A 23,782-nucleotide genomic window follows, 5' to 3' on the forward strand; every position below is an offset into this window, starting at 1 on the left:
GTGCAGGTTAAATCCTTTTTTACAGAGCGTCTTAAAGAGGCTCGAAAGCGAATGAAAATAAGCCAAAAAGAGTTAGGTATTAAAATAGGGATGGACCCAAGTTCAGCCAGTGGCAGAATGAACCATTACGAAACAGGTCGCCATATGCCCGACTTAGCTACTTTAAAAAAGCTAGCGACCGAGTTAAGTGTTCCCGTAAATTACTTTTTTTGTGAGTCAGAAGAAAGTGCAACACTGGCGTGTTTAATTGAAAAGTTAGATGAAGAAGGTAAGCGAAAGCTAATTCAACTACTAGAATCAGAATAGTAAATCTTGTAATTCGAGAAAAGTTTTTAGTTTATTTATCATATAAATAAGGATGTTTATGAGAATTATCCCATTAATATTAGCTACTTTATTTCTATTGGGCTGTGATGAAAAGCCCGAAACTTATGATGAATGTATTCTTGAGAATATGAAAGGCGTTAAAAGTGATGTTGGCGCTAAGTTAATCCATAGATCTTGTTACGAAAAAAATAAAAAGCAAACCACGCCTAAAGAAATTAAGCAACTTGGAGTTAAAGAACGGCTAAATTTAACCGGTCGTGCAAGTTTAGGTTATTCAAATTATTATTCAGGCAATATTTACAATGGTAATGAATCAATTACAGTTACAGAATTAAAAATTAAAATTACAACTACGAATGGAAAAAGTAAAACCTCAAGATATTATATTGATGAGGTTAACATCCCTCCTTTAACGAGTAAAAGCTTTGGTGTAGATATAATTCTAGGTGGAAGTGGCTCTGAGTATTCATGGGTCATTTCTTCAGCTAAGGGCTATGAAGTAAAACAGCCCTAATTTTAAAGTGAATTATATCGTTTGTAACTATTAGCACAGCGGATTAGTGAGTAAAAACGCAATGAAGACCATACTTTTTCCTCGGAATTTAGGCCGAGATACACTCAAATTTTTTTTTAATGAATTAGAAGACAACCAGAATACACCAGAAATTTTAATCGATTGCACTACCTTGAAGTTTTCGTACCCCAAGTGGGATGCTGATCGCAGGTTCTAAAATTCGAAAATGGATAAAATACAGGAGAGAAAACGGATTAAGCACAAGAATAAAAGGCCATGATAGTTCTGGCGATGCGCATAGCTATCTTCGCCATTTAGGTTTTTTTGATTTTATTGGTATGGATGAGGGAAATGAAGTTGGTGAGGCTCAAGGTTCCATGACTTACCTACCAATAACTAGAATAGAAAAGCCAGTGTTTGATTTACAAACACAAAATATTCAACAGTGGTATGACGAAATCACAGGTAAAGTCAGGCGCTTTGCAAATTTGTTATCAGGGACGAAACTGGAAACAGAAGAAAATAGGCTTTATCGCTATGCACTAAGAGAGATCGTAAGAAATGTATTTGAGCATTCGTTAACAAATGAATGTTATTTATGTGGGCAAAGATGGGTGAATGGGCGTGTTGAAGTCGCTGTAATAGACGAGGGAGTTGGAATATCATCTTCTCTAGGTCGTTCATTTAAATTTGAATCAGAAATAGATGCGTTACTGAATGCCATAAAACCAGGTGTCTCAGGTACGACAGAAATCGTTGAGTCTGAAAATATTTATAAAAACTCGGGGTTTGGACTATATGTATTAGAGCAATTAGTCTCTTCATTCGGTTGGTTTATGCTCGGTAGCGGCAGTGCAAAAATTGTATCGCAAGGTAGAACCATAAATAAGCAACCCCTTAATTTTTCTGGCACCTACATAGGGCTCAGACTAGACAAGGCGCCAAGCCAATTTTTAGGAACATTTAAAGATATTATTAATATGGGAGAGCATGAAGCTGAAGAGTCTGGAATAAAAGTAAAAGCTTCAGGGATATCTAAGTTAATCTAAAGTTATTAAAGTTTAGCTATAGCATTTTAGTGAATGCTTTATAGCTAATATTTTTATAGTTTCCGTAAATAAAAATATAGTTTAGAAAGAGCCATTCTCTTGAGGGAATAATATATACAATTACTCCGATCTTTTAATACCAATTTATTACTAATTAACACTCAAAAAACCACGACCTTTGCGGTATGATAAGCCAATAATTTATATTGATATTCTGCAAAGAGAGACCACATGGACGCTGCATCAAAAAAGCCTGCAACAAAAAAAGCCGCAAAAAAAACACAAGTCGGGTTTGAAGAGTCCCTTTGGGATGCCGCCAATAAACTGCGTGGCAGTGTTGAATCAGCCGAATATAAGCACATTGTTTTAAGCTTAATCTTTCTTAAATTTATTAGTGACAAGTTTGAAGGGCGTAAAAAAGCCATTGCCAGCGAATACGGTGATGAATACATCGACATGGTCGACTTTTACGCGATGGATAACGTGTTTTATCTCCCAGAAGACGCACGCTGGTCGTATATTCAAATCAACGCCAAGCAAGGCGATATTGCTGTTAAAATAGATACCGCACTACACGCGGTTGAAAAAAACAATAAATCACTCGCGGGCGCATTGCCCGATAACTACTTTTCACGCTTAGGGCTTGATGCCAGTAAGCTCTCTGCACTAATCGATACCATTAATAATATCGACACCATTGCCAACCAAAACGAAAAAACAGAAGAAGACTTAGTTGGCCGTGTTTACGAATACTTTTTAGGTAAATTTGCTGCATCTGAAGGTAAAGGTGGGGGCGAGTTCTATACGCCAAAATCGATTGTTACCCTCATTGCCGATATGATTGAACCATTTGAAGGCAAAATTTACGACCCCTGTTGTGGCTCGGGCGGTATGTTTGTGCAATCGCTTAAGTTTATTAATAGCCATAACGGCAACCAAAAAAATGTGTCTATTTATGGGCAAGAGTACACTAACACCACTTATAAACTGGCTAAAATGAACCTTGCCGTGCGCGGTATTTCGGGCAATTTAGGCGATGTAGCAGGCGATACCTTTTTTAAAGACCAACACCCCGACCTAAAAGCCGATTACATAATGGCAAACCCACCGTTTAACCAAAAGCAGTGGCGCGCCGATAACGAACTAGTCGACGATGCCCGTTGGGCAGGTTACCCAACACCGCCAACCGGTAATGCCAACTATGCGTGGATCATGCATATGATCTCAAAACTTAGCGAGCATGGCACCGCAGGTTTTGTACTGGCTAACGGCTCAATGAGTTCAAACACCAGTGGCGAGGGCGATATTCGCCAAAAAATAATCGAAAACGATTTAGTCGATTGTATGATAGCCCTACCAGGGCAGTTGTTTTACACCACGCAAATTCCGGTGTGTTTATGGTTTATAAGTAAAGATAAACGCGGTAATAACGAAAAAGGCATATTAAAACGCCGCGACCGCCAAGGCGAAACCCTATTTATAGACGCCCGCGAAATGGGCTCTATGGTTAACCGTACACTAAAAGAGCTCACCAACGACGACATAGCTAAAATAACCCAAACCTATCACCTTTGGCGCGGCGAAGAGCTTGCCACAGAAAGTGCGAAGCCAGAAAGCGCAGATAAAGAGCAAGAATATGAAGATATCGCCGGTTACTGTAAATCAGCCACCCTTGTCGATATAAAAGCTAACGACTTCGTATTAACCCCAGGGCGCTATGTGGGCGCTGCCGATATTGTAGATGATGGCATCCCGTTCGAGACTAAAATGAGCGAGCTTAGCCAAACGCTTTATAGCCAAATGAGCCAAAGCGATGAGCTTGATAAAGCCATCCGTAAAAATTTGGAGGCACTGGGTTATGGGGAGTAATTGGAAAGAGTTAACCATAGATGAGTTAAAAGCGCCCACTAAAAGTGCGATAGCAATGGGGCCATTTGGTTCGAGAATAAAGGCTGAAAACTTCGTGGACTCTGGAGTGCCTATATTAAAAGGGGGAAACCTGCATAAAGCTTTTATCACAGAAGATAAATTGGATTATTTAACTGTTTCAAAAGCAGAAGAACTTAAAACTTCTCAAGCTATTCGCAGAGACTTGGTTATCACCCACCGAGGAACGATAGGACAAGTTAGTATTATTCCTGATAATTCATTGCATGATAAATATATTGTGTCCCAAAGCCAACTCAAAGTCACTTTGAATCAAGATTTGGTAAATCCTTATTATGTAAACTACTTTTTTAGATCTCGACTAGGTCAACATCGTTTACTGGCAAATTCTTCTCAGGTTGGAGTACCTGCAATTGCTAAAGCATCTACATCGGTCAAAAGTATCTTAGTTCCGTGCCCTGATTTAAAAGAACAAAACAAAATTGTAGAAATTTTAAGCTCTTTCGATAACAAAATTGAACTCAACCGCCAAACCAACCAAACCCTAGAACAAATGGCACAGGCGTTATTTAAAAGTTGGTTTGTTGATTTTGATCCGGTGTTCGACAACCTACTTGCCAGCGTTGATTTTAACTTAGAAAACCTTGAAACTAGTCTGCCTGACGAGTTAAAACAAAAAGCACAGCGCCGCTTAGCGGCACTGAATAGCTTACATAATGCGGCAGAATGCAAAGCATCACTCAGTGCGCTCGCTCACGAGTTACAAGCACTCTCACAAACAAAAGAAGCAACACAAGCAGCAGAGAAAGGCACTGAAACACCCGTTAAAGCAAACTTTAACACCAACCCTAATATATTGACCCAACACGCCAACACCCACGCCCACTTCCCCAATGAGTTCGAGTACAACGAACAACTAGGCTGGATTCCTAGGGGTTGGAAGCAAAAATATCTAAGTGACTTACTAGAGGTTAAATATGGTAAAGATCACAAGAAATTAGATGATGGAAAGTATCCTGTTTACGGTTCGGGCGGACTTATGCGTTATGCCGAAAGTTTTTTGTATGAGGGGGAATCTGTACTTATCCCTAGGAAAGGCACTTTGAGTAATATTATGCATATAAATGGCTCATTTTGGACTGTTGATACTATGTTTTACACGATCCCTAAAGTACTAAAAGTTGCAAAGTTTATGTTTTATCACATGAAAGCTTTAGACTTTGCAGCGATGAATGTAGGGTCAGCTGTACCAAGCATGACAACTAAAGTACTTAATAGCTTAGAGTTGCTTTTTCCTTCAGTAGAAGTTCTTTGTAAGTTTGATAGAGTAATCGAGGATTATTTTAAAAAGATAGATTTTAACAAAGTAAATATCAATCAACTTGAAAGTTTAAGAGACACTCTGCTACCCAAACTCATTTCAGGCGAATTACAAATACCTGACTCGGCAAATGTTAGTGACAACAATATATAACACATAAAAGTAAAGAGCTTACTTTTGTATGCTCAAAACTAAGTACAACTAAGTAACTACAATTTAAATAATTAGAATCAATAAGAAGTAAATATGGATATAAAATATTGGCAGGGCGGCCTTGAACGCCATGAAATTGATGCAATTGAAAAAATAAAAAATGTATTAACTGGACCAAAAAAACAAAGTAACAAGGGTAAAAATAATAAACAAGGCCAAGGTTTTGAAGCGCTAAAAACATTAAAAACCTCTTTCAATGAAGGTTGGAAGGGGTATGCAGGTTTTAGGTTTATTAATAAAAATCAGCAAGGCGAAATAGATTTACTGATTGTAACTCACTGCAATATTTTAATTGTTGAATTAAAGCATTGGAATGGACAACCTATTACCTCTAATAACGGTAAATGGTTTTTTGGTAATGATGACAGAGGCAAGTCGCCTGTTGAAATAACCCGTAATAAAAAGTTTTTGTTAGATAATTTACTCAAGCCTTTTAGAGGCAAATTTAGCAATGGTCAGCATATACCGCGTGTATACCCTTTAGTAGTTATGACCGGTACAAGTGACTTTTCTAAGTTACAAAAAAATGATTTAGCCGAGACGATGAGCTTAAATGATTTTTGTAAGTTATGTACTAATGAGCATGTTTTTAATGATCGTTTTAGGCCTCATCCAGATTCTGCCGTTTTACTTAACGATATTTCTTTATTAGAAAAACAGTTACTCAGTGCTAGTAAAGTAGAATCGAAGCCATTAACGGTTGATGGCTGGGTTGGGCAAGACGAAATATTTAAACACCCTAATAATATTTATACAGAGTTTTATGCGCAGAGTGAGTCGGATAAAAACGATCATGCCATTATTCGTCGTTGGGAGTTTGATAAGCTTACCAATACAGAGGCTAAAACGCCGGATGGCCGCTTTAAAATAGTATCGCGTGAACGCGAAGTATTAACCAAAATAAAACGTGAAAACCGTGACTTATACGATCATTGCGTATCGTCACTTACTATCCCATCTAAAGATAAAATAACTTCACAATACAACGAGGTAGTTGAGCTACCCGAAGGGCAAGAGCGTCTTAACGATTTTATTACTACCTACGGGGAAAACTTATCAATTGATGAGCGAATAAACCTAGTGAGAGTGTTAATTGCCCGCTTTGCTGATTTACACCAATTACATTTAGCCCACCGAGATATTGGCAGCCATAGTGTGTGGTTGAGCACAGGGCAGCGTGTGGCGCTTTCTAATTTTATTTCGGCTTTTGAGCGTAAAAAAGAAACGGTTGGTGAAATACGTGATGAGCTTTCGGTTTATGAGCAGAAAGAAAGCTTTAGAAGCCCTTATAGCCATGACGTTTCTCGTTTAGCCATTATTGCTTGGGCAATTATTAAGGCAGAGCGTTTAACGCCTAAATTTGAGGAAAGTATATCTCAACAGCTTAGTGATTGTGATGAGTGGTTTGGCTCTGTATTGCTTAATGCGTTTTCTGATAAAAGCTATGCTAATGCAGGTGAGTTATTTGATGCGTTAATTGATAGTGCGCCAAGCCAAGAAGAAGCATTTACGTTTTCGAGTAATCAACTTGAACGTTTTGTACAACATAGCAAAATAAGCAGATTACACCCTGAACTTGAGTTTATTAAAGAAACCGATAGTAAAGAAGTTTACAAAGCCGAGAGTGGTTTAGTTAAGGTTTGGAACAATATTAATCCAACCGATATAAGCCCTGGGCTTGGCCAGCGAACGCTATTTTTTTTAGAGCGAGCTGAAAAACTACAAAACTTGAATTTGAGTTTTGTGCCAAAAATAGTTGATATTGGTATAACCGCACGAGATAGCGCTTTATATTTGGTTGCACAATGGATTGAAGGAAGCACCCTTGATACAAGCTTGAGGTTTAGGGGGGCGGATATTGTTGCCAAAACTCTTATATCAAATGTGAGGCATATGCATTCACTTGGTTTTGCTCACGGTGATTTAAAACCAGAGAATATTATAGTTAATGGCGGCGATGTTTTTATTATTGATGTACTCGATTTTCATCATGATGCTAACGAGGTATACAACTCAGAATATAGCCCTATAAATAGCGAAAACTGCACGGCATTTGAGCGAGATAATTTTGCCGTTATGAAAATATGCGCAGAGTTATTGAGAATTGACTGGGGTGAAGAAAGTTCACGCCATCCTGCAGTAAGCACTGCAATAATTAAAGAGCTGCAAGATGTTGATTATGGTTTTAAGGAGCTTACGCGCTTTGAGGACGCTTTTTTAAATCCAGAACAAAGTTTAGAAGTTAAAGCTGAAACCATAAATATTGAGATTGGTGGCGCGCGTACTGATTTTGAAGATATTACTATTTATCCGGATAACGGTAAGTTGTATGTATCAATTGAACAAAGCAATAAAAACCCAGCAGACTTAGTTTTAAGTTTTTGCGGTTTAGGTGGAATACAAAAGTTATTTTTTAATAGAACACAGTTTGAATTTGAACACGGTATGCCGCCAATTAAAAGAGAAAGTATTTCAAGGCGAGATGTTACTAGTGCAGACTTTGAGGTGCCTTTTGCAATTAAAGTTACACAAGGTAGGGCAAGTAATTTAGATACTTTAAATCGTAGAATTAAGCAGCTATATAGCTTCGAAAATGCAATCAAGCAGTTTGAGTTAAAACGAAAAGAAGCCAACTTACCTGCTGATTCTACGAGCGATAATCGCGTTGAATCATTAGTTTGCTCGGAGCTTAAAAGTGATGAAAGTGCAGTTGAGCCAATTTCTACACGTGAGTTATGGAAAGCTATTATACAAACAGAGTCGGAGTCTCATCCTTATGTTGAGCTTGCCAGTGAGCCAATGGCTTACAAAGACAATAAAGACTTTATTATTTTGCCGTATGAAGCAGACAAAGATCCGCTAGATGCTTTTACTGCAAAAGACGATGTTGAAGCTTATATCGTTGATGGGGATGATGAGTTTATTATTGGCCAAGTGAATCTATCAAAATCAGGGCTTAATAAAGCGACACTTTCAAATAGTTCATTTCATGCTAAAAGACTAAAAGAAGAGGATGTGATATTTTTTAGGAGTAAGGCCGATAAGTCTTCTTTTGTTAAGCGTAAAAATGCGCTTACCCGCATAATTGAAAACGACTCAGTTATTGAAAATTTAGCCGACTATTTTGAGCCTGATTGCCAGCACGATCCGATTGATTACGAACATAATGTTACAAGCGAGGACTTTGCTCGCTACGACAGAAGCGATGATAATGGCAACACAATAAAGTTAAACGATAAGCAACGAATCGCGTTTCAAAAGTTATTACGCTATGGTCCGCTTTCAATGCTGCAAGGGCCACCTGGCACAGGTAAAACAGAGTTTATTGCTGCTTTTGTACATTACTTGGTAGAAAAGCTAGGGACGCAGCGTATTTTATTAGTTAGCCAATCACACGAGGCGGTAAATACTGCGGCAGAACGTATTCGAAAACACTGTAGCAGATTGGATACTCCGTTAGATGTGGTGAGGTTTAGTAGCCGTGAGGCGGCTGTTTCTAGCTCGCTACGAGATGTGTTTTCACCCAATATGGTTAATAAAAAAGCGGAGCAATTTTCTTCTCATTTAAAAAACCGTGTAATGTCTTTAGCTAAATCATTAAAAGCACCTAAAGAATATTTAGAGGCGTTTGTAGAACTAGATAAAAGAGTTCTGTCGATTATTGATGAACAACTCAGTGCATTAAAAGAACTAGAGAACAAAGAGTTAGAGCCGAAAGATAAAAAAGAGCTTAAAAAGCAAATCAACGAACGTAAAACTTTAATTAATAGTCGATTACCTAGAGATATCAGAACGAATAAAGATTGGCACGACGATTTAAGTACAGTGGGCGATACCTTAGTTAAGAACTTGAACTATGAGCATGCAGTACAGGCTAATGTTGCTCATAGCGTTAAGCGTTTAACAGCATTATCGAAAGATATGCTAAAAGTAATGAATTCTGGTAATGCAAACTTAGATGAATTTTTTGCTCGGTCTCGCCAACTCGTAGCTGGTACATGTGTGGGTATAGGTAATTGGCATATAGATATTGCAAGTAACCAGTATGATTGGGTTATTATTGATGAGGCTGCACGCTCAATAGCGAGTGAATTGGCAATTGCCATGCAAGCCGGTAAAAGGGTTTTATTGGTTGGTGATCATCAACAACTACCCCCTTTGTATTCAGAGCCGCATAAGCAAGCACTGGCTAGAAAGTTAGGGATTAAATCGGGCAGTGATGTTGATGAGTTAATTGAAAGTGACTTTGCTCGAGCTTTTAATTCTTATTACGGTGAGCAGATAGGCGCTAAATTACTAGTGCAATATCGAATGGCTCCCGCCATTGGAACTTTGGTATCGCAATGTTTTTATAGAGGCGAGCTTGAGAATGGTGAACGAAAAATTCCAGATATTTACGCAGATGTTCCTCCCCGATTAGATGCTGCTACAACGTGGTTAGATACTTCTTCATTAGGAAAAAAAGCACATCACCAAAAAGGCTCTGGTACAAGTATTTTTAATGATGCCGAAGCTCAAGCTATTGTGGATTTATTACAGCAAGTTGATGAAAACCAGGAGTTTGTTAACAATCTTAGTAAACAAGTAAAAGAAGGTGAAGCAGCTATTGGTGTTATTTGTATGTATGGCGAGCAGAAAAAGCGTATACGACAAAAAATTAAGAAGGCAGGAGTTTCAGAGTCACTTATGTCGCTGTTGAAAATTGATACTGTTGATAGTTATCAAGGTAAAGAAAATCGGATAATTATCTTATCAGTGTCACGTTCTGAACAAAGACAAAGCTCAGGCTTTTTAAGATTACCAAACAGGATAAACGTTGCATTATCGCGAGCGATGGACAGACTTGTTATTGTAGGTGATAAGAGAATGTGGCAAGGAAAAAATAGCGACTTACCGTTTGGTCGTGTAATTAAATTTATGGAAGAAAATAACGCCCTAGGTGATTATGCTTTCGTTGATGTAACCCCTCAAAAGCATAAAAAGGCGGTGTAATTGTTATGGAAAATAATTATATAGAATTTAACGAAGTTGATTATATTGTTCCTGCTGAAACATATCGTATTGAATACTCTTACTTGAGTAAGCAAGGGTTTCCGTTTACAAAAGATTTTTTACTTCGTGCTTTGCATATATCTCCATTGTCTAAATTTGAGTTAGCATCGTTTTTTGGATTCAATCCACGTGAGCTTGATGTAGCTTTAGAGGAGCCCATTAATAAAAATGAAGTGACTTACTTAGAGGATGGTAGATTATCTCTGACTGTATTAAGTAAGGGGTATTTTTCTTCTTTAGACGATAAACCTATGGTTGAAAAGCCTCAATCTCGTCCATCGATGATTTCTTTTGAACTACTAGGATTTAATAAAGTAAATAAGCAACATGGGGGATGGAACACCGGGCTTAGGTTAGCGGCTAATAATGAGATTAAAAGCATGAGCGAACAGCATGCAAAAAGCATGTTTAGTAAACATTTTCACCGTTTAGTTGAGTCGGGTGACTTAGGCAAAATTAGGACTGAGGGCAACTCGTTACCAAGCCTTTACTCCGTAGATAAAGTAACAAGAAAAAGAAGTGTTGCCCATAGAATAAAACGAAAGTTTGAAATAGATTTTGATAATAAAGTTAAGCCATTTTATGTTAATAAGATATATGAGAATGATGAGGCAATTAGTCAAGCTATAGCTCAGGATACGGATAACCTTAGGTTGGGTGACAACCTGCAGAGCATTAAACGTGCTTGGGATGCGTTTAAGGATATGTCAGTAGAGCGTTTTGTTAAAAGTGGTGAAATTGATTTTCGTTCAATAATTGCGGAGATGGCTGATACTTCAGGGAGTAAGCCATATGAATTATTAATAGGTTCATTTTATAGTAGTCAGCCGTGGAGAAAGATTGAGGAGCACCTAAAGAGACTTAAGCCTTCAAAAAAGCAAGGTGGACTAAAAAAATTAAAATGGATTGGGGCGAATACGCGTTATTGGGGAATGAGTGAAAGCTTTACTAAAGCCAAAGACAGTTTGATGTCGCATCAAAAGAATAAGAACGAAAATTGTTATGATTTTATGATGTACCTACCATGTGATGACAGGCCTAATGCTGTAGTCAATGGAAGTAAAGCGTGGAAGCATAAGCTTGGTCAATTACCGACTAGCTCAGGTGTTTTAAACGGTTTATTTGATGGCAATGTTGAAGTTATGTTACTGGATAATGAGTTTGCAGCGGTTTGCTATCACCTTTTAATTCCAGACTTAAGCCCAGTACATATTCCTTTAGGTTTTTTTACTAGAAATAAGCAATTAATTAAGCAGGTATCTAGTGTTGTAGATGATTACTTAGAAGGCTCAGCAGCATATGATAAGCCTAATTTATTAGGGTTGTTAAACTCAGGTAGCTAGCTCAAAGGATTGAATTATGAAATTTACTGAAGCCAAATTAGAACAAGCGGTGGTTGAGCTATTAGGCGAGCAAGGTTACCCGCATTTACTAGGTGGTGAGCTTACCCGTAATAATAGCGACGTATTAATTAAAGAAGATCTCCGTGCTTTTTTAACCAAGCGCTACGCTGAAAATAAAATTACCACCGGCGAAGTCGATTCAATTATTGCAAAGCTTGAAAAGCTGCCTGCCAGCGATTTATACGAGAGCAATAAAACCTTTTGTAAGTGGCTAAGTGATGGCTTTTTATTGAGTCGCGAGCGTGGCAGAGTAGCAGGCAACGCAGCGCAAAAAGATTTGTATGTTCAGCTGCTAGATTACGACAACGTTGAACAAGGCATTAAAAGTAGCCTAATAGCAGGGAATGCTATGGCTGCTTTGGATAATGTGAATGAAGCCAGCGTGACTTACTTGCAAGACGACAATATTTATCGCTTTGTTACCCAGCTAGAAATAGAAAGCCCTACAAGCTACGACAATATTGAACTGCGTATTCCCGATGGCATTTTATATGTAAATGGCTTGCCATTGGTGGTGTTTGAATTTAAAAGCGCAATACGCGAACAAGCCCCAATATTTGAAGCGTATGAGCAGTTAACTATTCGTTACAGGCGAGCTATTCCGCAGTTATTTGTGTTTAATACCTTGTGCGTTATAAGCGATGGCGTAAACAATAAAATGGGTAACTTATTTGCGCCATATCAGTTTTTTTACTCGTGGGGTAAGGTAACGGGGCAAGAGCTAACCGCGCAAGAGGGTATTAACTCGTTACATACCTTATTGCAGGGCTTGTTTGACAAAGCGCGTTTGCGCGATGTCATGCGCAACTTTGTATTCTTCCCCGATTCAGGCAAAAAAGAGATAAAAATTGTACCCCGTTACCCGCAATATTATGCGGCTAATAAGTTGTTCGAAAATATCAAACGGCATTTAAAGCCACAAGGCGATGGTAAAGGCGGTACGTACTTTGGCGCAACGGGGTGCGGTAAAAGTTACACCATGCAATTTTTAACACGCTTATTGATGAAAAGCGTTGAACTTAAAAGCCCTACCATTATTTTAATTACCGACCGAACCGATTTAGACGATCAGCTTTCGCAGCAATTTGGTAATGCTAAAACCTACATTGGCGATGATACGGTAAAAACAGTTACCAGCCGTACTCACTTACGTGAGTTACTAGAAGGCCGTAACAGTGGCGGTGTGTTTTTAACGACTATTCATAAGTTTACCGAAGACACTCAGTTGTTAACTGATCGCACTAATGTTATTTGTATTTCTGATGAGGCGCATCGTAGCCAAGTTAATCTTGATCAAAAAATTACTATTACCGAGAAGGGTGTAAAAAAGACCTTTGGTTTTGCAAAGTACCTGCACGACTCACTGCCCAATGCCACTTACGTTGGTTTTACAGGCACCCCAGTAGACGCGACTTTAGATGTATTTGGTGAAGTGGTTGACTCGTACACCATGACTGAGTCGGTTAAAGATGAAATAACCGTACGCATTGTGTACGAAGGCCGCGCTGCCAAGGTGTGTTTAAACAACAGCAAGCTGGCAGAAATTGAAGCCTATTACAAAGAATGCGCCGATGCAGGCAGTAACGAGCTGCAAATAGAGGACAGTAAAAAAGCCACCGCTAACATGAATAGTATTCTAGGCGATCCTGACCGCATTAAAGTGTTAGCAAGGGACTTTGTTGAACATTATGAGAAACGCACTGAGGAAGGCTCTACGGTTGCAGGAAAGGCTATGTTTGTGTGTAGCTCGCGCGGGATTGCCTATCAGCTGTATCAAGAACTAGAAGAACTGCGCCCACAGTGGTTTGATGTAGTAGATACCGATGACGCGCAAAAACTATCAGATACCGAGCGAAAGCGCGCTATTAGCGAAGGCCGTATTGCCGCCCCCTCTGAAAAAGTAAAAATGGTGATGACGCGTGGCAAAGACGACGTAGACCGCTTATATAATTTACTAGGCAGTAAAGACGAGCGTAAAGAGCTTGATAAGCAATTTAAAAACAAAAATTCAAACTTTAAAATAGCCATAGTGGTAGACATGTGGTTAACCGGTTTTGATGTGCCATTTTTAGACACCATGTACATTGATAAACCACTGCAAAAGCACAGCTTAATACAAACTATTTCGCGGGTTAACCGACAGTTTGAAGGTAAAGATAAAGGCCTAGTGGTTGACTACATTGGTATTAAATCTGAAATGAATAAAGCGTTAGCGCAGTATTCAAAAACAGACGAAACCAATTTTGAAGATATTACCGCCTCGGTTATAGAAGTAAAAAACCACTTAGCGTTACTTGCAGAGCTATTTCATAAATTTGACAGCAGCGCGTACTTTACCGGCGAAGCCGTTGCACAGCTTAATTGTTTAAACCACGCAGCTGAGTTTGCGCTAATTACCGAAAAGCGCCAAAAGCGCTTTATGGATTTAGTTAAACGTTTAAAAGCCGCTTACGATGTATGTTGCGGTAGTGAAAAAATTAACGAGAGTGAGCGTAACCATATTCACTTTTACCTTGCCATTCGCTCTATTATTTACAAGTTAACCAAAGGTGAAGCGCCCGATACTGCGCAAATGAACGCCAAAGTTCGTGAAATGATAAGCGAAGCCCTGCAAAGCGACGGTGTAGAAGAGGTATTTAAACTCGGCAATGAAGACGGCGGCGAAATCGACATTTTTAATGACGACTACATCGCCAAAATAGAAAAAATAAAACTCCCCAATACCAAAATAAAAATACTGCAACAAATGCTAGCCAAAGCCATAGGCGAGCTTAAAAAAGTAAACCAAACCCAAGGTATCGACTTTACTAAACGCTTTGAATCGCTGGTACAGCGCTACAACGAGCGAAAAGAAGATGACGTACTGGTAAGTAGCGTACTTGATGAATTTTCAGAAAGCATGGTTGATATGATTTACAGCGTACGCAACGAAATGAACGCCGGTGACGAGCTAGGCATTGATATTGAAGAAAAAGGCTTTTACGACGCCCTAAAAATGTTAGCGGTTAAGTACGACTTTGACTACCCCGAAGATAAGCTAATTGAGCTTGCCCAAGCGGTAAAAGTAATTGTAGACGACAAGGTAAAATTTGTTGATTGGAATAACCGCGATGATATTAAATCATCACTTAAAGTAGAGCTAATTTTAGTGTTAGCTAAATTTAAATACCCACCAATTAGTCGCGATGAAGTTTATAAAGAAATATTTGAGCAAGCGCAAAATGTAAAGGCAAATAAAGAGGCTTGAGTTGTTAGCATGCGGTTTGGATGCGCATCGTTATTGATAGTAAATAAGCCGCATTAAATTTTGAGTAGTTGACTTGGTCTTGTCAATAAATGACAGCTTTTTGAGAGTATGAAACTTTTTTGTTGATTGGTATGCATTAAAGTCAAAATACAACTAAACAGGGAGTGTGAAACAGATGAGTATAATTAAAGAGCAACTTTTAATCTTAGGTGCGGTTCCAAAAAAGCAAAAAGTTATTGCTGATCATAAAGCTGAGTTAGCAGAATTGTTATTCGAAAAACTGATTGAGTCAATAATAAATAAAGAGTCAATAGGTAAATTCTACTCCTCCTTAAGAGCCTACCAGTGTCGGTTAACACCCGTTATAAGAAAGAAAATAAGGGTTAAACATCAAAAAGCTATTAATAGTAATTCGTTAGATATTATTGATTTAAAAAACTTTATTAAAAGTATTGATTTAGAGGCAGCCAAAAAACGCTTCATTGAACACAAAAATAAAAAGCTAGCTGGACGTTGTAAACCAAAACTAAAACTAAAAAAAGGAAAGGAAACAAAACCATATAAAACTCCGAAGACGCGAAAGGTTCCTATAGAAGAGAAAAAAGAGCAGTTGAAAGCTATTCCTACAATCGGATTAGGTGTGGAAAGTAGTTTAAAAATTCCTAAAGTAAGAAGTTCAGAAGTTGTTATCGACAAAAATACAATTAATCATTACATAAGAGATAAAAGTATTTTGTACGCAGCTGGTTGGTCGTTAGCAAAGGATAGTGAATTTGACTGAATATAACTTTTATCAAAATTGATGAATTGACTTGTTTTTTTGTTAAAATAGTTTAATTTAATGCTTAGGATTTCTAAGTTTTTAGGTGTTGGATGGCTTTTCTATTTTCTCCCAAGGCTCGGGCATTTTCTGATGAGTCGCTAGAAAGTTACTTGCTACGCGTCGTGTCAGAGAATTTTTTTGACTCGTATGAAGGACTAAGTTTAGCTATTCGCGAAGAGCTTCATGAACTAGATTTTGAGGCGCATGGTGCATTCCCGATAGATTTAAAAAGGCTCAACGTTTACCACGCCAAGCACAATAGCCACTTTAGAATGCGGGCTTTAGGTTTACTCGAAACATTATTAGATTTACCTCGATACGAGCTACAAAAACTGGCTTTGTTAAAGTCAGATATTAAATTTAACTCCTCAGCTGCCTTATACAAAAATGGCGTAGATATTCCCCAGAAATTTATTCGTTACCACCCAGAAGATGCCGTTGATTCGATTCCGGTATGTCCACAATGTCTTGTCGAAGAAGCTTACATAAAACAAAGCTGGCACATAAAGTGGGTAAATGCATGCACTAAACATCAGCGTGCTTTGCTACATAACTGCCCTGAATGCTGCGCTCCAATTAACTACATAGAAAATGAGTCAATCACTCATTGTTCATGCGGTTTTGAGCTGTCTTGCGCTAATACATCGCCTGTAAATGCATTAGATATTGAGCATTTAAATAAATTGCTGGATAAAAGTGAGCGCAATGAAAGCCACCCGCTATTTAATAATACCACGCTTACAGAACGCTTTGCTGCGCTTCTTTGGTATCAGGAGCGATATTCTCAAACAGATAACTTTTGTTTAGACGATGTTGTGGGCTATTTTAATAAGTGGCCTACAGCTTTTTACAAAGAGCTTGATGAATTAAGTAAAAATGCAGAAATGAAGCTAATAGATTTGTTTAATAAGACTGAGTTTAAGTTTATTTTCGGTGATGCTATTTTGTCGTGCCCTAATACTCAAAAGCAGAAGGAGCTTCACTTTATTTATAGGGCTCTATTAGATTATTTAGTTACTTTGGTTGAGAGTAACCCTAAAACTAAAAAACCAAACGCAGCCGATTTATTAGTAAGTGTATTGGAGGCTGCAACTTTGTTAGGCACTTCAATAGAGCAGGTTTATAGATTGTATCAGGATGGTATTTTGCAGACAGCATTTCGTCATAAAATGAACCAGCGAATCAACCCTTACAAGGGCGTATTTTTTTTAAGGCGAGTAATAGAGTACAAAACTAGTTTTGGAAATGATAAAACTAGAATGTATTTGTCGGCATGGTGAGTATATGCATTTAAAAGAACTGTTAGAGATTACAGACATCGCTGAGCGAGATAGGTTGATACGTCGTGCTTTTAACCCTTACACAACAACGATTGATATAACAGGCAGCGAAGCCACTGCTCTGATTATTTTGTTAAACCTGACTTACCGAAAAAACCAAGTTGATGACTTACTGGATAAGCAGTTAGCAAAACAGGCTTTAAAAAGTGAAGATCATATTAATAAATGTATTAAGGAAATAGCGTGGTTTCATACTCATAATTTAAAGTACCCTGATATTAGAGTAAGTAAGCAAAATTTAGCTGTAGAGCCTCTACTACTGCACTCTTATGTTTTGAGTAGTGCTAACTATCCTAAAGCCTATGGCTGGTCACATGACTCAGCTAAGGTGAATGTAGCTAAACTATTTATTAGTTACTTTAAATGGGAAGATGAAGATTGTTGTTTGGCACAAGTATTGGCTACGTACTCGGATAACTGGAAAGCCGCATTTACCTCTCTGGGGTTATCAGTTAAGGCCTATAAAAGTTTATGTGGAACAGTTAAAGGGGAGTTGCACGAAGAAGTTATTCCAGGCTCTGTTGACCGCTACTCTCGCCAAATTAGAATGCCTTATCATGATAGTTATTTGGCTGTTACGCCTGTAATTAGCCATGTGGTCCAGTCAAAAATTCAGCAGGCGGCAATTGAAAAACAAGCTCGATTTACCAAATTAGAGTTTACCCGCCCAGCTTCTGTCAGTATGTTAGCTGCCTCGTTAGGTGGGGTTGTCAATGTGCTCAACTACCCTCCTGATATACGAACTAAATATCATGGTTTAAGTAATTCACGGCAATTTAAATTTAATAATGGGCAAACAGTATTAAATGTTGAGGCACTATTAAAGCCGGAATTAATTAAAGCTTTAGAAGGTATTATATTTAGTAATAATGCGCTGGCTCTTAAACAGCGTAGACAACAAAAAGTTAAGAGTATTAAAGAAGTAAGAAGTACGCTTTTAGAGTGGTTTTCACCTGTATTTGAGTGGCGATTAGATTTTATTGAGAGTGGAGGTGACTTAGAAGAACTTGAGAGTATTTCAGACCAACTAGAGTATAAAATACTATCGCTGCCCGACGACGAACTCCCTTCGCTAACGATTCCTTTATTTAGGTTACTAAATGAAATGCTTGGCAGTGTGAGCATGACACAAAGGTATGCTTTCCACCCTAAATTAATGAGCCCTTTGAAAGCAGCTTTACAATGGCTACTTATTAATCTTACAAATCAAAAAAACGAACTGGTTGAAGAAGATGATGAACATTATCGTTATCTACATTTAAGCGGTATACGCGTGTTTGATGCGCAAGCATTATCAAACCCTTACTGCTCAGGTATTCCATCTTTAACCGCTGTTTGGGGCATGCTTCATAGCTACCAAAGAAAACTTAATGAGGCGCTTGGGACAAATTTACGGTTCACATCTTTTTCATGGTTTATTAAGGATTACGCTGCGGTTGCAGGGAAAAAGCTTCCTGAACTCAGTCTGCAAGGCGCTCAGCAAAATAAGCTTAAGCGCCCAGGAATTATTGATGGCAAATACTGTGACTTGGCATTTGATTTAATAGTACATATTGATGGCTATGATGATGATTTACAAGCAGTAGATAGTGAGCCAGATATTTTGAAAGCGCATTTTCCATCTAACTTTGCAGGTGGTGTTATGCATCAGCCTGAGCTTACTTCAAACGTAAATTGGTGCTGTTTGTATAGTAATGAAAATCAGCTGTTTGAAAAGCTTAGGCGACTCCCTTTATCAGGTTGTTGGGTAATGCCAACTGACCACAAAATAGAGGATTTAGATGAGCTACTCTTATTATTAAATAATGACTCTAAATTGAGCCCATCTATGATGGGATATTTATTACTCACTGAACCCAAAGCTAGAGTAGGAGCGCTTGAAAAACTACATTGTTATGCTGAACCAGCAATAGGAGTGGTGAAATACGAAACTGCCATTAGCATTAGGTTAAAAGGTATTAGCAATTATTTTAAAACATCTTTTTGGATGCTAGATGCGCGAGAAAAGTTTATGCTAATGAAAAAGGTTTGACCGGAAGGTACTCAATGGAACTATGTAATATATTGAAATATGATCGCTCGCTTTATCCTGGTAAAGCTGTGTTTTTTTATAAAACGGCTGACTCTAACTTTGTTCCCCTAGAAGCTGATATTAATAAAATTAGAGGCCCTAAATCTGGTTTTACTGAAGCATTCACCCCGCAGTTTTTACCAAAAAACATTTCACCTCAGGACTTAACACATAATAATATATTAACTCTTGAAGAGTGTTATGTACCTCCAAATGTGGAACATATATTTTGTCGGTTTTCTTTGAGAGTACAGGCTAACTCGTTGGTCCCTTCAGGCTGTAGTGATCCAGATGTTTTTTCTTTATTAAAAGAGTTGGCAGAAACATTTAAAGAGTGTGGTGGTTATAAAGAGTTAGCTACTCGTTATTGCAGAAATATTTTATTAGGTACATGGCTTTGGCGTAATCAAAACACCGGCAACACTCAAATTGAAATTAAAACCAGCAAAGGGAATTGTTACTTAATCGATAACACTCGTAAGCTGGCTTGGGAAAGCAAATGGACTTCTGATGATCAAAAAGTATTAGAAGAACTAAGTAATGAAATTGAGAGCGCATTAACTGATCCCAATGTGTTTTGGAGTGCTGATATAACCGCGAAAATAGAAGCCTCATTTTGCCAAGAGATTTACCCAAGCCAAATTCTTAACGATAAAGTTAAGCAAGGAGAGGCTTCTAAACAGTTTGTAAAAGCTAAATGTGCAGATGGCCGTTACGCTGTAAGTTTTAATTCAGTAAAAATAGGTGCGGCGCTTCAGTCAATAGATGATTGGTGGGATGAGGATGCAAGTAAAAGGTTACGTGTGCATGAGTTTGGTGCAGATAAAGAAATAGGCATTGCCCGACGTCCTCCCAATTCTGAGCAGAACTTTTATTCTATTTTTAAAAATACTGAATGGTATTTGTCAGCCCTTAAAAATTGCATTACTAATAAAAATGAAAATATAGACCCAGCTATTTATTATTTATTTTCTGTATTGATTAAGGGTGGAATGTTCCAGAAAAAAGCGGAAGCTAAAAAGGCGTAGTTATGGCAAGGTATTACTTCACAATCCACTTTTTACCAAAACAAGCTAATTTAGCACTGCTTACTGGCCGTTGTATTTCTATTATGCATGGGTTTATTTTAAAGCATAATATTGAAGGGATGGGAGTTACGTTTCCTGCGTGGTCTGATTCATCAATTGGCAATGTAATTGCTTTTGTTCATAAGGACATGGAGATTTTAAACAGCCTTAAAGAGCAAGCATATTTTGTTGACATGCAAGATTGTGGCTTTTTTAAAATAAGCCAAATTTTAGCCGTTCCTGACAGCTGCAAAGAAGTATGTTTTATACGTAATCAGGCGGTAGCAAAAATATTCACAGGTGAAAGTAGAAGAAGATTAAAGCGCCTGCAAAAAAGAGCTTTAGCAAGAGGTGAAAATTTTAATCCTAAAAAGATCGAAGCTCCAAGAGAGATTGATATATTTCACAGGGTAGCTATGACTAGTAAAAGCTCACAAGAGGATTATATTCTGCATATTCAAAAGCAAAATGCCGACTGCCAAGCAGAGCCAGACTTTAGTAATTATGGGTTTGCCTCAAATGAAAAGTTTAAAGGCACGGTTCCTGATTTATCACCCTTAATAGATAGTAATTAACCTTTATTTATAGCGTTATTATAAGTCATTGATATTAATACTCTCTGAGCAAACATATAAAAATATGGGTAAAATTGAATTTGCTTTTTAATTATATGAATTATATAAATAAGGTTAGCTATTTTTATAGTGACCTGCCGTATAGGCAGCTGAGAATTTTAACTCAAATAGTTTATCGAGGTTATTAAGGTGACCTGCCGTATAGGCAGCTGAGAATGCAGAATGTATTTTTGTATGCCTTTGATGAACGTGACCTGCCGTATAGGCAGCTGAGAATATTTGTGGGGATAAGGACGAGACTTCTATATCGTGACCTGCCGTATAGGTAGCTGATAATGCAAACGAAATATCTGCCGCGCCTGCATTGCGGTAACCTGCCGAGTAGGCAGCCGAAGATAAAAATAATAGTTTCGATGTTTACACTAATGTAAATATCGAAAAGGCAGTAGTTAGAAGTTTAAAAACCAGCCTGAAGCTTAAGGCTGGTTTTTTGTTTTAGTGTATAGATAACCCCACTTCGCTATGTCATTGTATGGTTGTATTTTGTGTCAATGAATGGTTTTAGGTTATTTGTAAGTGGTTGATATTTATAGCCAGTGTTTGTCACGCTTCGCTTGCAGCGACACGTCGCTGTATAATGCTAATAGCTTTTTATTGCCATCAGTTAATGCCATTGGCGGGTAACCGTCTTCAAAAATAAGCTCTGCTTTACTGCCATTTAAACTGTTGCTAGCAATGAGTTGCATTGACCTTTTTGCGTTTTCGAATTGTTTTGGTGAAAGTGCGCGTAAATCGCCTGCTATATGTACGGTTTGTGCTATTACATTACTTTTACCAAACGCAGTTGCTGACGAATTAGCGCTGTCGTAGTCGGCATTTGTGCCACCCACAATAAGCCCTGGGTTAAAAGTTAAATTAGGTTGTGTGGCAAGTTGTTCTCTAAAGCTATTTAAAATACGCGATGCTTCGTAAATAGCGCCATAGCCTACATTATCACTAAATATTTGCGACGAATGCGCCGCTGCAGCACTTACGTTTAGCGTCCAGCCGGTATAACCACGGCGCGCCGCCATGGCGGTTTTAATATTGTTATCGCCATTTTCAAAGCCTAAAGCAACGTCTGCCCACATTGCCGCATCAACAATGGCTTGTTTAGATAAGCTAAGCGGACGACCGCTGCTTTCTTCATCGCCAGTGAGTATTACTTTTATGCTTACATTTTCAAGTAAGTTAAGCGCTTGCAAGCTTTTAAGTGCGGTAATTATTATCGTGTTACCGCCTTTCATATCGGCAACGCCTGGGCCACTGGCTGTATCGGCATCAAGCTGTTTGTAGGTTGTAAAATCATCGTGTTTGGCAAAGACTGTATCTAGATGGCCGATCATCAGTATTTTTATTGCATCGGGGTTTTTACTCTCAAAGGTAGCCAATACATGCCCTGCGCGGTTAAACGCACTGCCATCCAGCCATTCTACTTTAAAACCAATGGCCTTAAGTTGCTCGCTTGTAAGCGCGCCTACTTTTTTTACACCTTCAATATTAAGCGAACCGCTATTAATATTTACGGCTTGCTCTATTTCTTTAAGTGCTTGGGGAATGTTTTTATCGACCTGTTTTACTATTTCACGCTCATTTTTATCAAGCGCAGCATGACTTATAAGCGGTAAGGTACTAGCAAGTGTGAGAATGATTGCATGGCTAAATTTTAAAAATGACATAACAGCATAATAAGTGAGAAATAAGAGTATTTAATATGAAGTAAAATTAATAAGGATTCAATAGAAGTAGATTGTGATTTTTAACTAATTTTATAAGCAATAACGAGTTACAAGTTTAAGGGTGAACGCGTTATTAGTTTAAACACAGGTATTTAAATATAACCACTTAATTAATAATCAACGGGTATAATTAATCAGCTATACGTCTGATATTACTGAACTCCACCATTTTGGGGTTTTGCTACATTTAGAAAAGGTAAGGCGAAGCTAACTAACTGTTTACAGTTGTTTATTTTATAGCTTGGTTAAGTTTTTGTAATATAGGGGTATTTCGATTTGTGAAATGACAAATATCGTAGGCTAATTTTTAGTCGTGCCGTTGTAACCTCCGGCTGCTGTGATACTATAGTGATACATTACTTAAGTTCTAGATAGGATTTTTTATGAAAGTTGAGCTAGTTACGACTCTTAAACGCCAAGCTACTAAAATATTAGCTGATCTTCATACTTCAAAAGAGCCTGTGTTAATTACAGAACATGGTAAACCATCTGCTTATCTAGTTGATGTTGATGATTATGAATTCATGCAACAACGAATAGCAATCCTTGAAGGTGTAGCGCGCGGTGAACAAGCTATTAAAAATGGCCATTTATTCTCTAATCAAGAAGCAAAAGAGAAAATGAGTAAATGGCTGAAATAATATGGACATCTCCAGCTCTCGATGATTTAAATTATGTTGCTGAATATATTGCTTTAAATAATCTGATTGTGGCTAAAAAATTGGTTCAAAAAGTATTTGAGAAAGTATCAAGGTTAGAAAATCATCCAGAATCAGGTAAAAGGCCTGCTGAGCTAAATAACTTAAACTACCGAGAAGTTATTGTTAATCCGTGTCGTATTTTCTATAAAATTGAAAATGATAAGGTTTATATTTTACATGTAATGCGACAAGAGCGAGATTTACGCAGGTTTCTTTTACAGAATTAAATACGGTTAACAAGTAAATCCACTAGTATGAAAATTTGGCTGAATCCATCTTGATTACTAAGAAAATCGCAAATTAAAATAGAGCGACAAGTGCAGTTTAAAAAATATAACAGGGCTTTTAAACGACCAAAATTTTTCTCTTAAACAGCTCTCAGCCCATATTTAGGACAAGCAACCACCAGGTTTA

At 37.9% G+C, this 23,782-nt stretch carries 16 protein-coding genes; 15 read left to right on the forward strand and 1 reads right to left on the reverse strand.

Annotation, left to right across the window (positions count from 1 at the left end; genetic code table 11):
* Positions 1-51 precede the first annotated feature (51 nt).
* The 13 genes from AAEZ22_RS02040 to cas6f all read left to right on the forward strand — a co-directional run bounded on the left by AAEZ22_RS02040 (position 52) and on the right by cas6f (position 20,889).
* Positions 52-306 carry a helix-turn-helix domain-containing protein gene (locus AAEZ22_RS02040; RefSeq protein WP_502935259.1) on the forward strand — a complete coding sequence of 85 codons (255 nt, stop codon included), beginning with the start codon at positions 52-54 and terminating at the stop codon, positions 304-306.
* 58 nt (positions 307-364) lie between these two features.
* Entirely contained in the window at positions 365-841 is a 477-nt protein-coding gene (locus AAEZ22_RS02045) for a hypothetical protein (protein ID WP_352295957.1), read from the forward strand.
* A gap of 197 nt (positions 842-1,038) precedes the next feature.
* The gene (locus tag AAEZ22_RS02050) at positions 1,039-1,890 is read left to right on the forward strand and encodes an ATP-binding protein (protein WP_352295960.1); all 852 of its coding nucleotides are present in this window, start codon (positions 1,039-1,041) and stop codon (positions 1,888-1,890) included.
* 231 nt (positions 1,891-2,121) lie between these two features.
* Positions 2,122-3,759 carry a type I restriction-modification system subunit M gene (locus tag AAEZ22_RS02055; RefSeq protein WP_352295963.1) on the forward strand — a complete coding sequence of 546 codons (1,638 nt, stop codon included), beginning with the start codon at positions 2,122-2,124 and terminating at the stop codon, positions 3,757-3,759.
* Complete coding sequence (locus tag AAEZ22_RS02060; RefSeq protein ID WP_352295966.1) at positions 3,749-5,251, forward strand: restriction endonuclease subunit S; 1,503 nt, start codon at positions 3,749-3,751, stop codon at positions 5,249-5,251. The genes AAEZ22_RS02055 and AAEZ22_RS02060 overlap by 11 nt, the downstream gene beginning before the upstream one ends.
* Positions 5,252-5,344: 93 nt before the next feature.
* Positions 5,345-10,303, forward strand: a complete 4,959-nt coding sequence (locus tag AAEZ22_RS02065) for an AAA domain-containing protein (RefSeq protein ID WP_352295969.1) — start codon at positions 5,345-5,347, stop codon at positions 10,301-10,303.
* A gap of 5 nt (positions 10,304-10,308) precedes the next feature.
* Positions 10,309-11,706, forward strand: a complete 1,398-nt coding sequence (locus AAEZ22_RS02070) for a hypothetical protein (protein ID WP_069439104.1) — start codon at positions 10,309-10,311, stop codon at positions 11,704-11,706.
* A gap of 16 nt (positions 11,707-11,722) precedes the next feature.
* Positions 11,723-15,013 carry a type I restriction endonuclease subunit R gene (locus AAEZ22_RS02075; RefSeq protein WP_352295972.1) on the forward strand — a complete coding sequence of 1,097 codons (3,291 nt, stop codon included), beginning with the start codon at positions 11,723-11,725 and terminating at the stop codon, positions 15,011-15,013.
* 175 nt (positions 15,014-15,188) lie between these two features.
* Positions 15,189-15,794 (forward strand): hypothetical protein, encoded by a 606-nt coding sequence (locus AAEZ22_RS02080; protein WP_352295975.1) that lies wholly within the window; start codon positions 15,189-15,191, stop codon positions 15,792-15,794.
* A gap of 92 nt (positions 15,795-15,886) precedes the next feature.
* Complete coding sequence (locus AAEZ22_RS02085; protein WP_352295978.1) at positions 15,887-17,116, forward strand: TniQ family protein; 1,230 nt, start codon at positions 15,887-15,889, stop codon at positions 17,114-17,116.
* A gap of 4 nt (positions 17,117-17,120) precedes the next feature.
* A complete protein-coding gene (locus tag AAEZ22_RS02090) occupies positions 17,121-19,208 on the forward strand; it encodes a type I-F CRISPR-associated protein Csy2 (protein WP_352295981.1) in 2,088 nt (695 codons plus the stop codon).
* Positions 19,209-19,222: 14 nt separating this feature from the next.
* Positions 19,223-20,275, forward strand: coding sequence for a type I-F CRISPR-associated protein Csy3 (csy3, locus tag AAEZ22_RS02095; RefSeq protein WP_352295984.1), 1,053 nt, complete (start codon positions 19,223-19,225; stop codon positions 20,273-20,275).
* Between the two features lie 2 nt (positions 20,276-20,277).
* Positions 20,278-20,889 carry a type I-F CRISPR-associated endoribonuclease Cas6/Csy4 gene (cas6f, locus tag AAEZ22_RS02100; RefSeq protein WP_352295987.1) on the forward strand — a complete coding sequence of 204 codons (612 nt, stop codon included), beginning with the start codon at positions 20,278-20,280 and terminating at the stop codon, positions 20,887-20,889.
* A 587-nt stretch (positions 20,890-21,476) separates the two neighbouring features.
* On the opposite strand, the gene AAEZ22_RS02105 is transcribed toward cas6f, so the two are convergent.
* Positions 21,477-22,607 carry a M20/M25/M40 family metallo-hydrolase gene (locus AAEZ22_RS02105; RefSeq protein ID WP_352295990.1) on the reverse strand — a complete coding sequence of 377 codons (1,131 nt, stop codon included), beginning with the start codon at positions 22,605-22,607 and terminating at the stop codon, positions 21,477-21,479.
* A 443-nt stretch (positions 22,608-23,050) separates the two neighbouring features.
* Here AAEZ22_RS02105 and AAEZ22_RS02110 point away from each other — a divergent pair, with 443 nt between their 5' ends.
* Together AAEZ22_RS02110 and AAEZ22_RS02115 are read left to right on the forward strand one after the other, a co-directional pair.
* Positions 23,051-23,308: a type II toxin-antitoxin system Phd/YefM family antitoxin gene (locus AAEZ22_RS02110; RefSeq protein WP_011329809.1), complete on the forward strand. Its 258-nt coding sequence runs from the start codon at positions 23,051-23,053 to the stop codon at positions 23,306-23,308.
* Positions 23,296-23,595, forward strand: coding sequence for a type II toxin-antitoxin system RelE/ParE family toxin (locus AAEZ22_RS02115; RefSeq protein ID WP_089369124.1), 300 nt, complete (start codon positions 23,296-23,298; stop codon positions 23,593-23,595). Before AAEZ22_RS02110 ends, AAEZ22_RS02115 begins: the two co-directional genes overlap by 13 nt.
* The last annotated feature ends 187 nt before the right edge of the window (positions 23,596-23,782 follow it).

Source organism: Pseudoalteromonas sp. 20-MNA-CIBAN-0454 (genome assembly GCF_040308685.1).
In the GTDB taxonomy this organism is placed as follows: domain Bacteria; phylum Pseudomonadota; class Gammaproteobacteria; order Enterobacterales; family Alteromonadaceae; genus Pseudoalteromonas; species Pseudoalteromonas nigrifaciens.

Coding starts and splice junctions, on each gene's coding strand:
- AAEZ22_RS02040 (WP_502935259.1), top strand. CDS start 52: ATGAAAATAAGCCAAAAAGAGTTAGGTATTAAAATAGGGATGGACCCA.
- AAEZ22_RS02045 (WP_352295957.1), top strand. CDS start 365: ATGAGAATTATCCCATTAATATTAGCTACTTTATTTCTATTGGGCTGT.
- AAEZ22_RS02050 (WP_352295960.1), top strand. CDS start 1,039: ATGCTGATCGCAGGTTCTAAAATTCGAAAATGGATAAAATACAGGAGA.
- AAEZ22_RS02055 (WP_352295963.1), top strand. CDS start 2,122: ATGGACGCTGCATCAAAAAAGCCTGCAACAAAAAAAGCCGCAAAAAAA.
- AAEZ22_RS02060 (WP_352295966.1), top strand. CDS start 3,749: ATGGGGAGTAATTGGAAAGAGTTAACCATAGATGAGTTAAAAGCGCCC.
- AAEZ22_RS02065 (WP_352295969.1), top strand. CDS start 5,345: ATGGATATAAAATATTGGCAGGGCGGCCTTGAACGCCATGAAATTGAT.
- AAEZ22_RS02070 (WP_069439104.1), top strand. CDS start 10,309: ATGGAAAATAATTATATAGAATTTAACGAAGTTGATTATATTGTTCCT.
- AAEZ22_RS02075 (WP_352295972.1), top strand. CDS start 11,723: ATGAAATTTACTGAAGCCAAATTAGAACAAGCGGTGGTTGAGCTATTA.
- AAEZ22_RS02080 (WP_352295975.1), top strand. CDS start 15,189: ATGAGTATAATTAAAGAGCAACTTTTAATCTTAGGTGCGGTTCCAAAA.
- AAEZ22_RS02085 (WP_352295978.1), top strand. CDS start 15,887: ATGGCTTTTCTATTTTCTCCCAAGGCTCGGGCATTTTCTGATGAGTCG.
- AAEZ22_RS02090 (WP_352295981.1), top strand. CDS start 17,121: ATGCATTTAAAAGAACTGTTAGAGATTACAGACATCGCTGAGCGAGAT.
- csy3 (WP_352295984.1), top strand. CDS start 19,223: ATGGAACTATGTAATATATTGAAATATGATCGCTCGCTTTATCCTGGT.
- cas6f (WP_352295987.1), top strand. CDS start 20,278: ATGGCAAGGTATTACTTCACAATCCACTTTTTACCAAAACAAGCTAAT.
- AAEZ22_RS02105 (WP_352295990.1), bottom strand. CDS start 22,607: ATGTCATTTTTAAAATTTAGCCATGCAATCATTCTCACACTTGCTAGT.
- AAEZ22_RS02110 (WP_011329809.1), top strand. CDS start 23,051: ATGAAAGTTGAGCTAGTTACGACTCTTAAACGCCAAGCTACTAAAATA.
- AAEZ22_RS02115 (WP_089369124.1), top strand. CDS start 23,296: ATGGCTGAAATAATATGGACATCTCCAGCTCTCGATGATTTAAATTAT.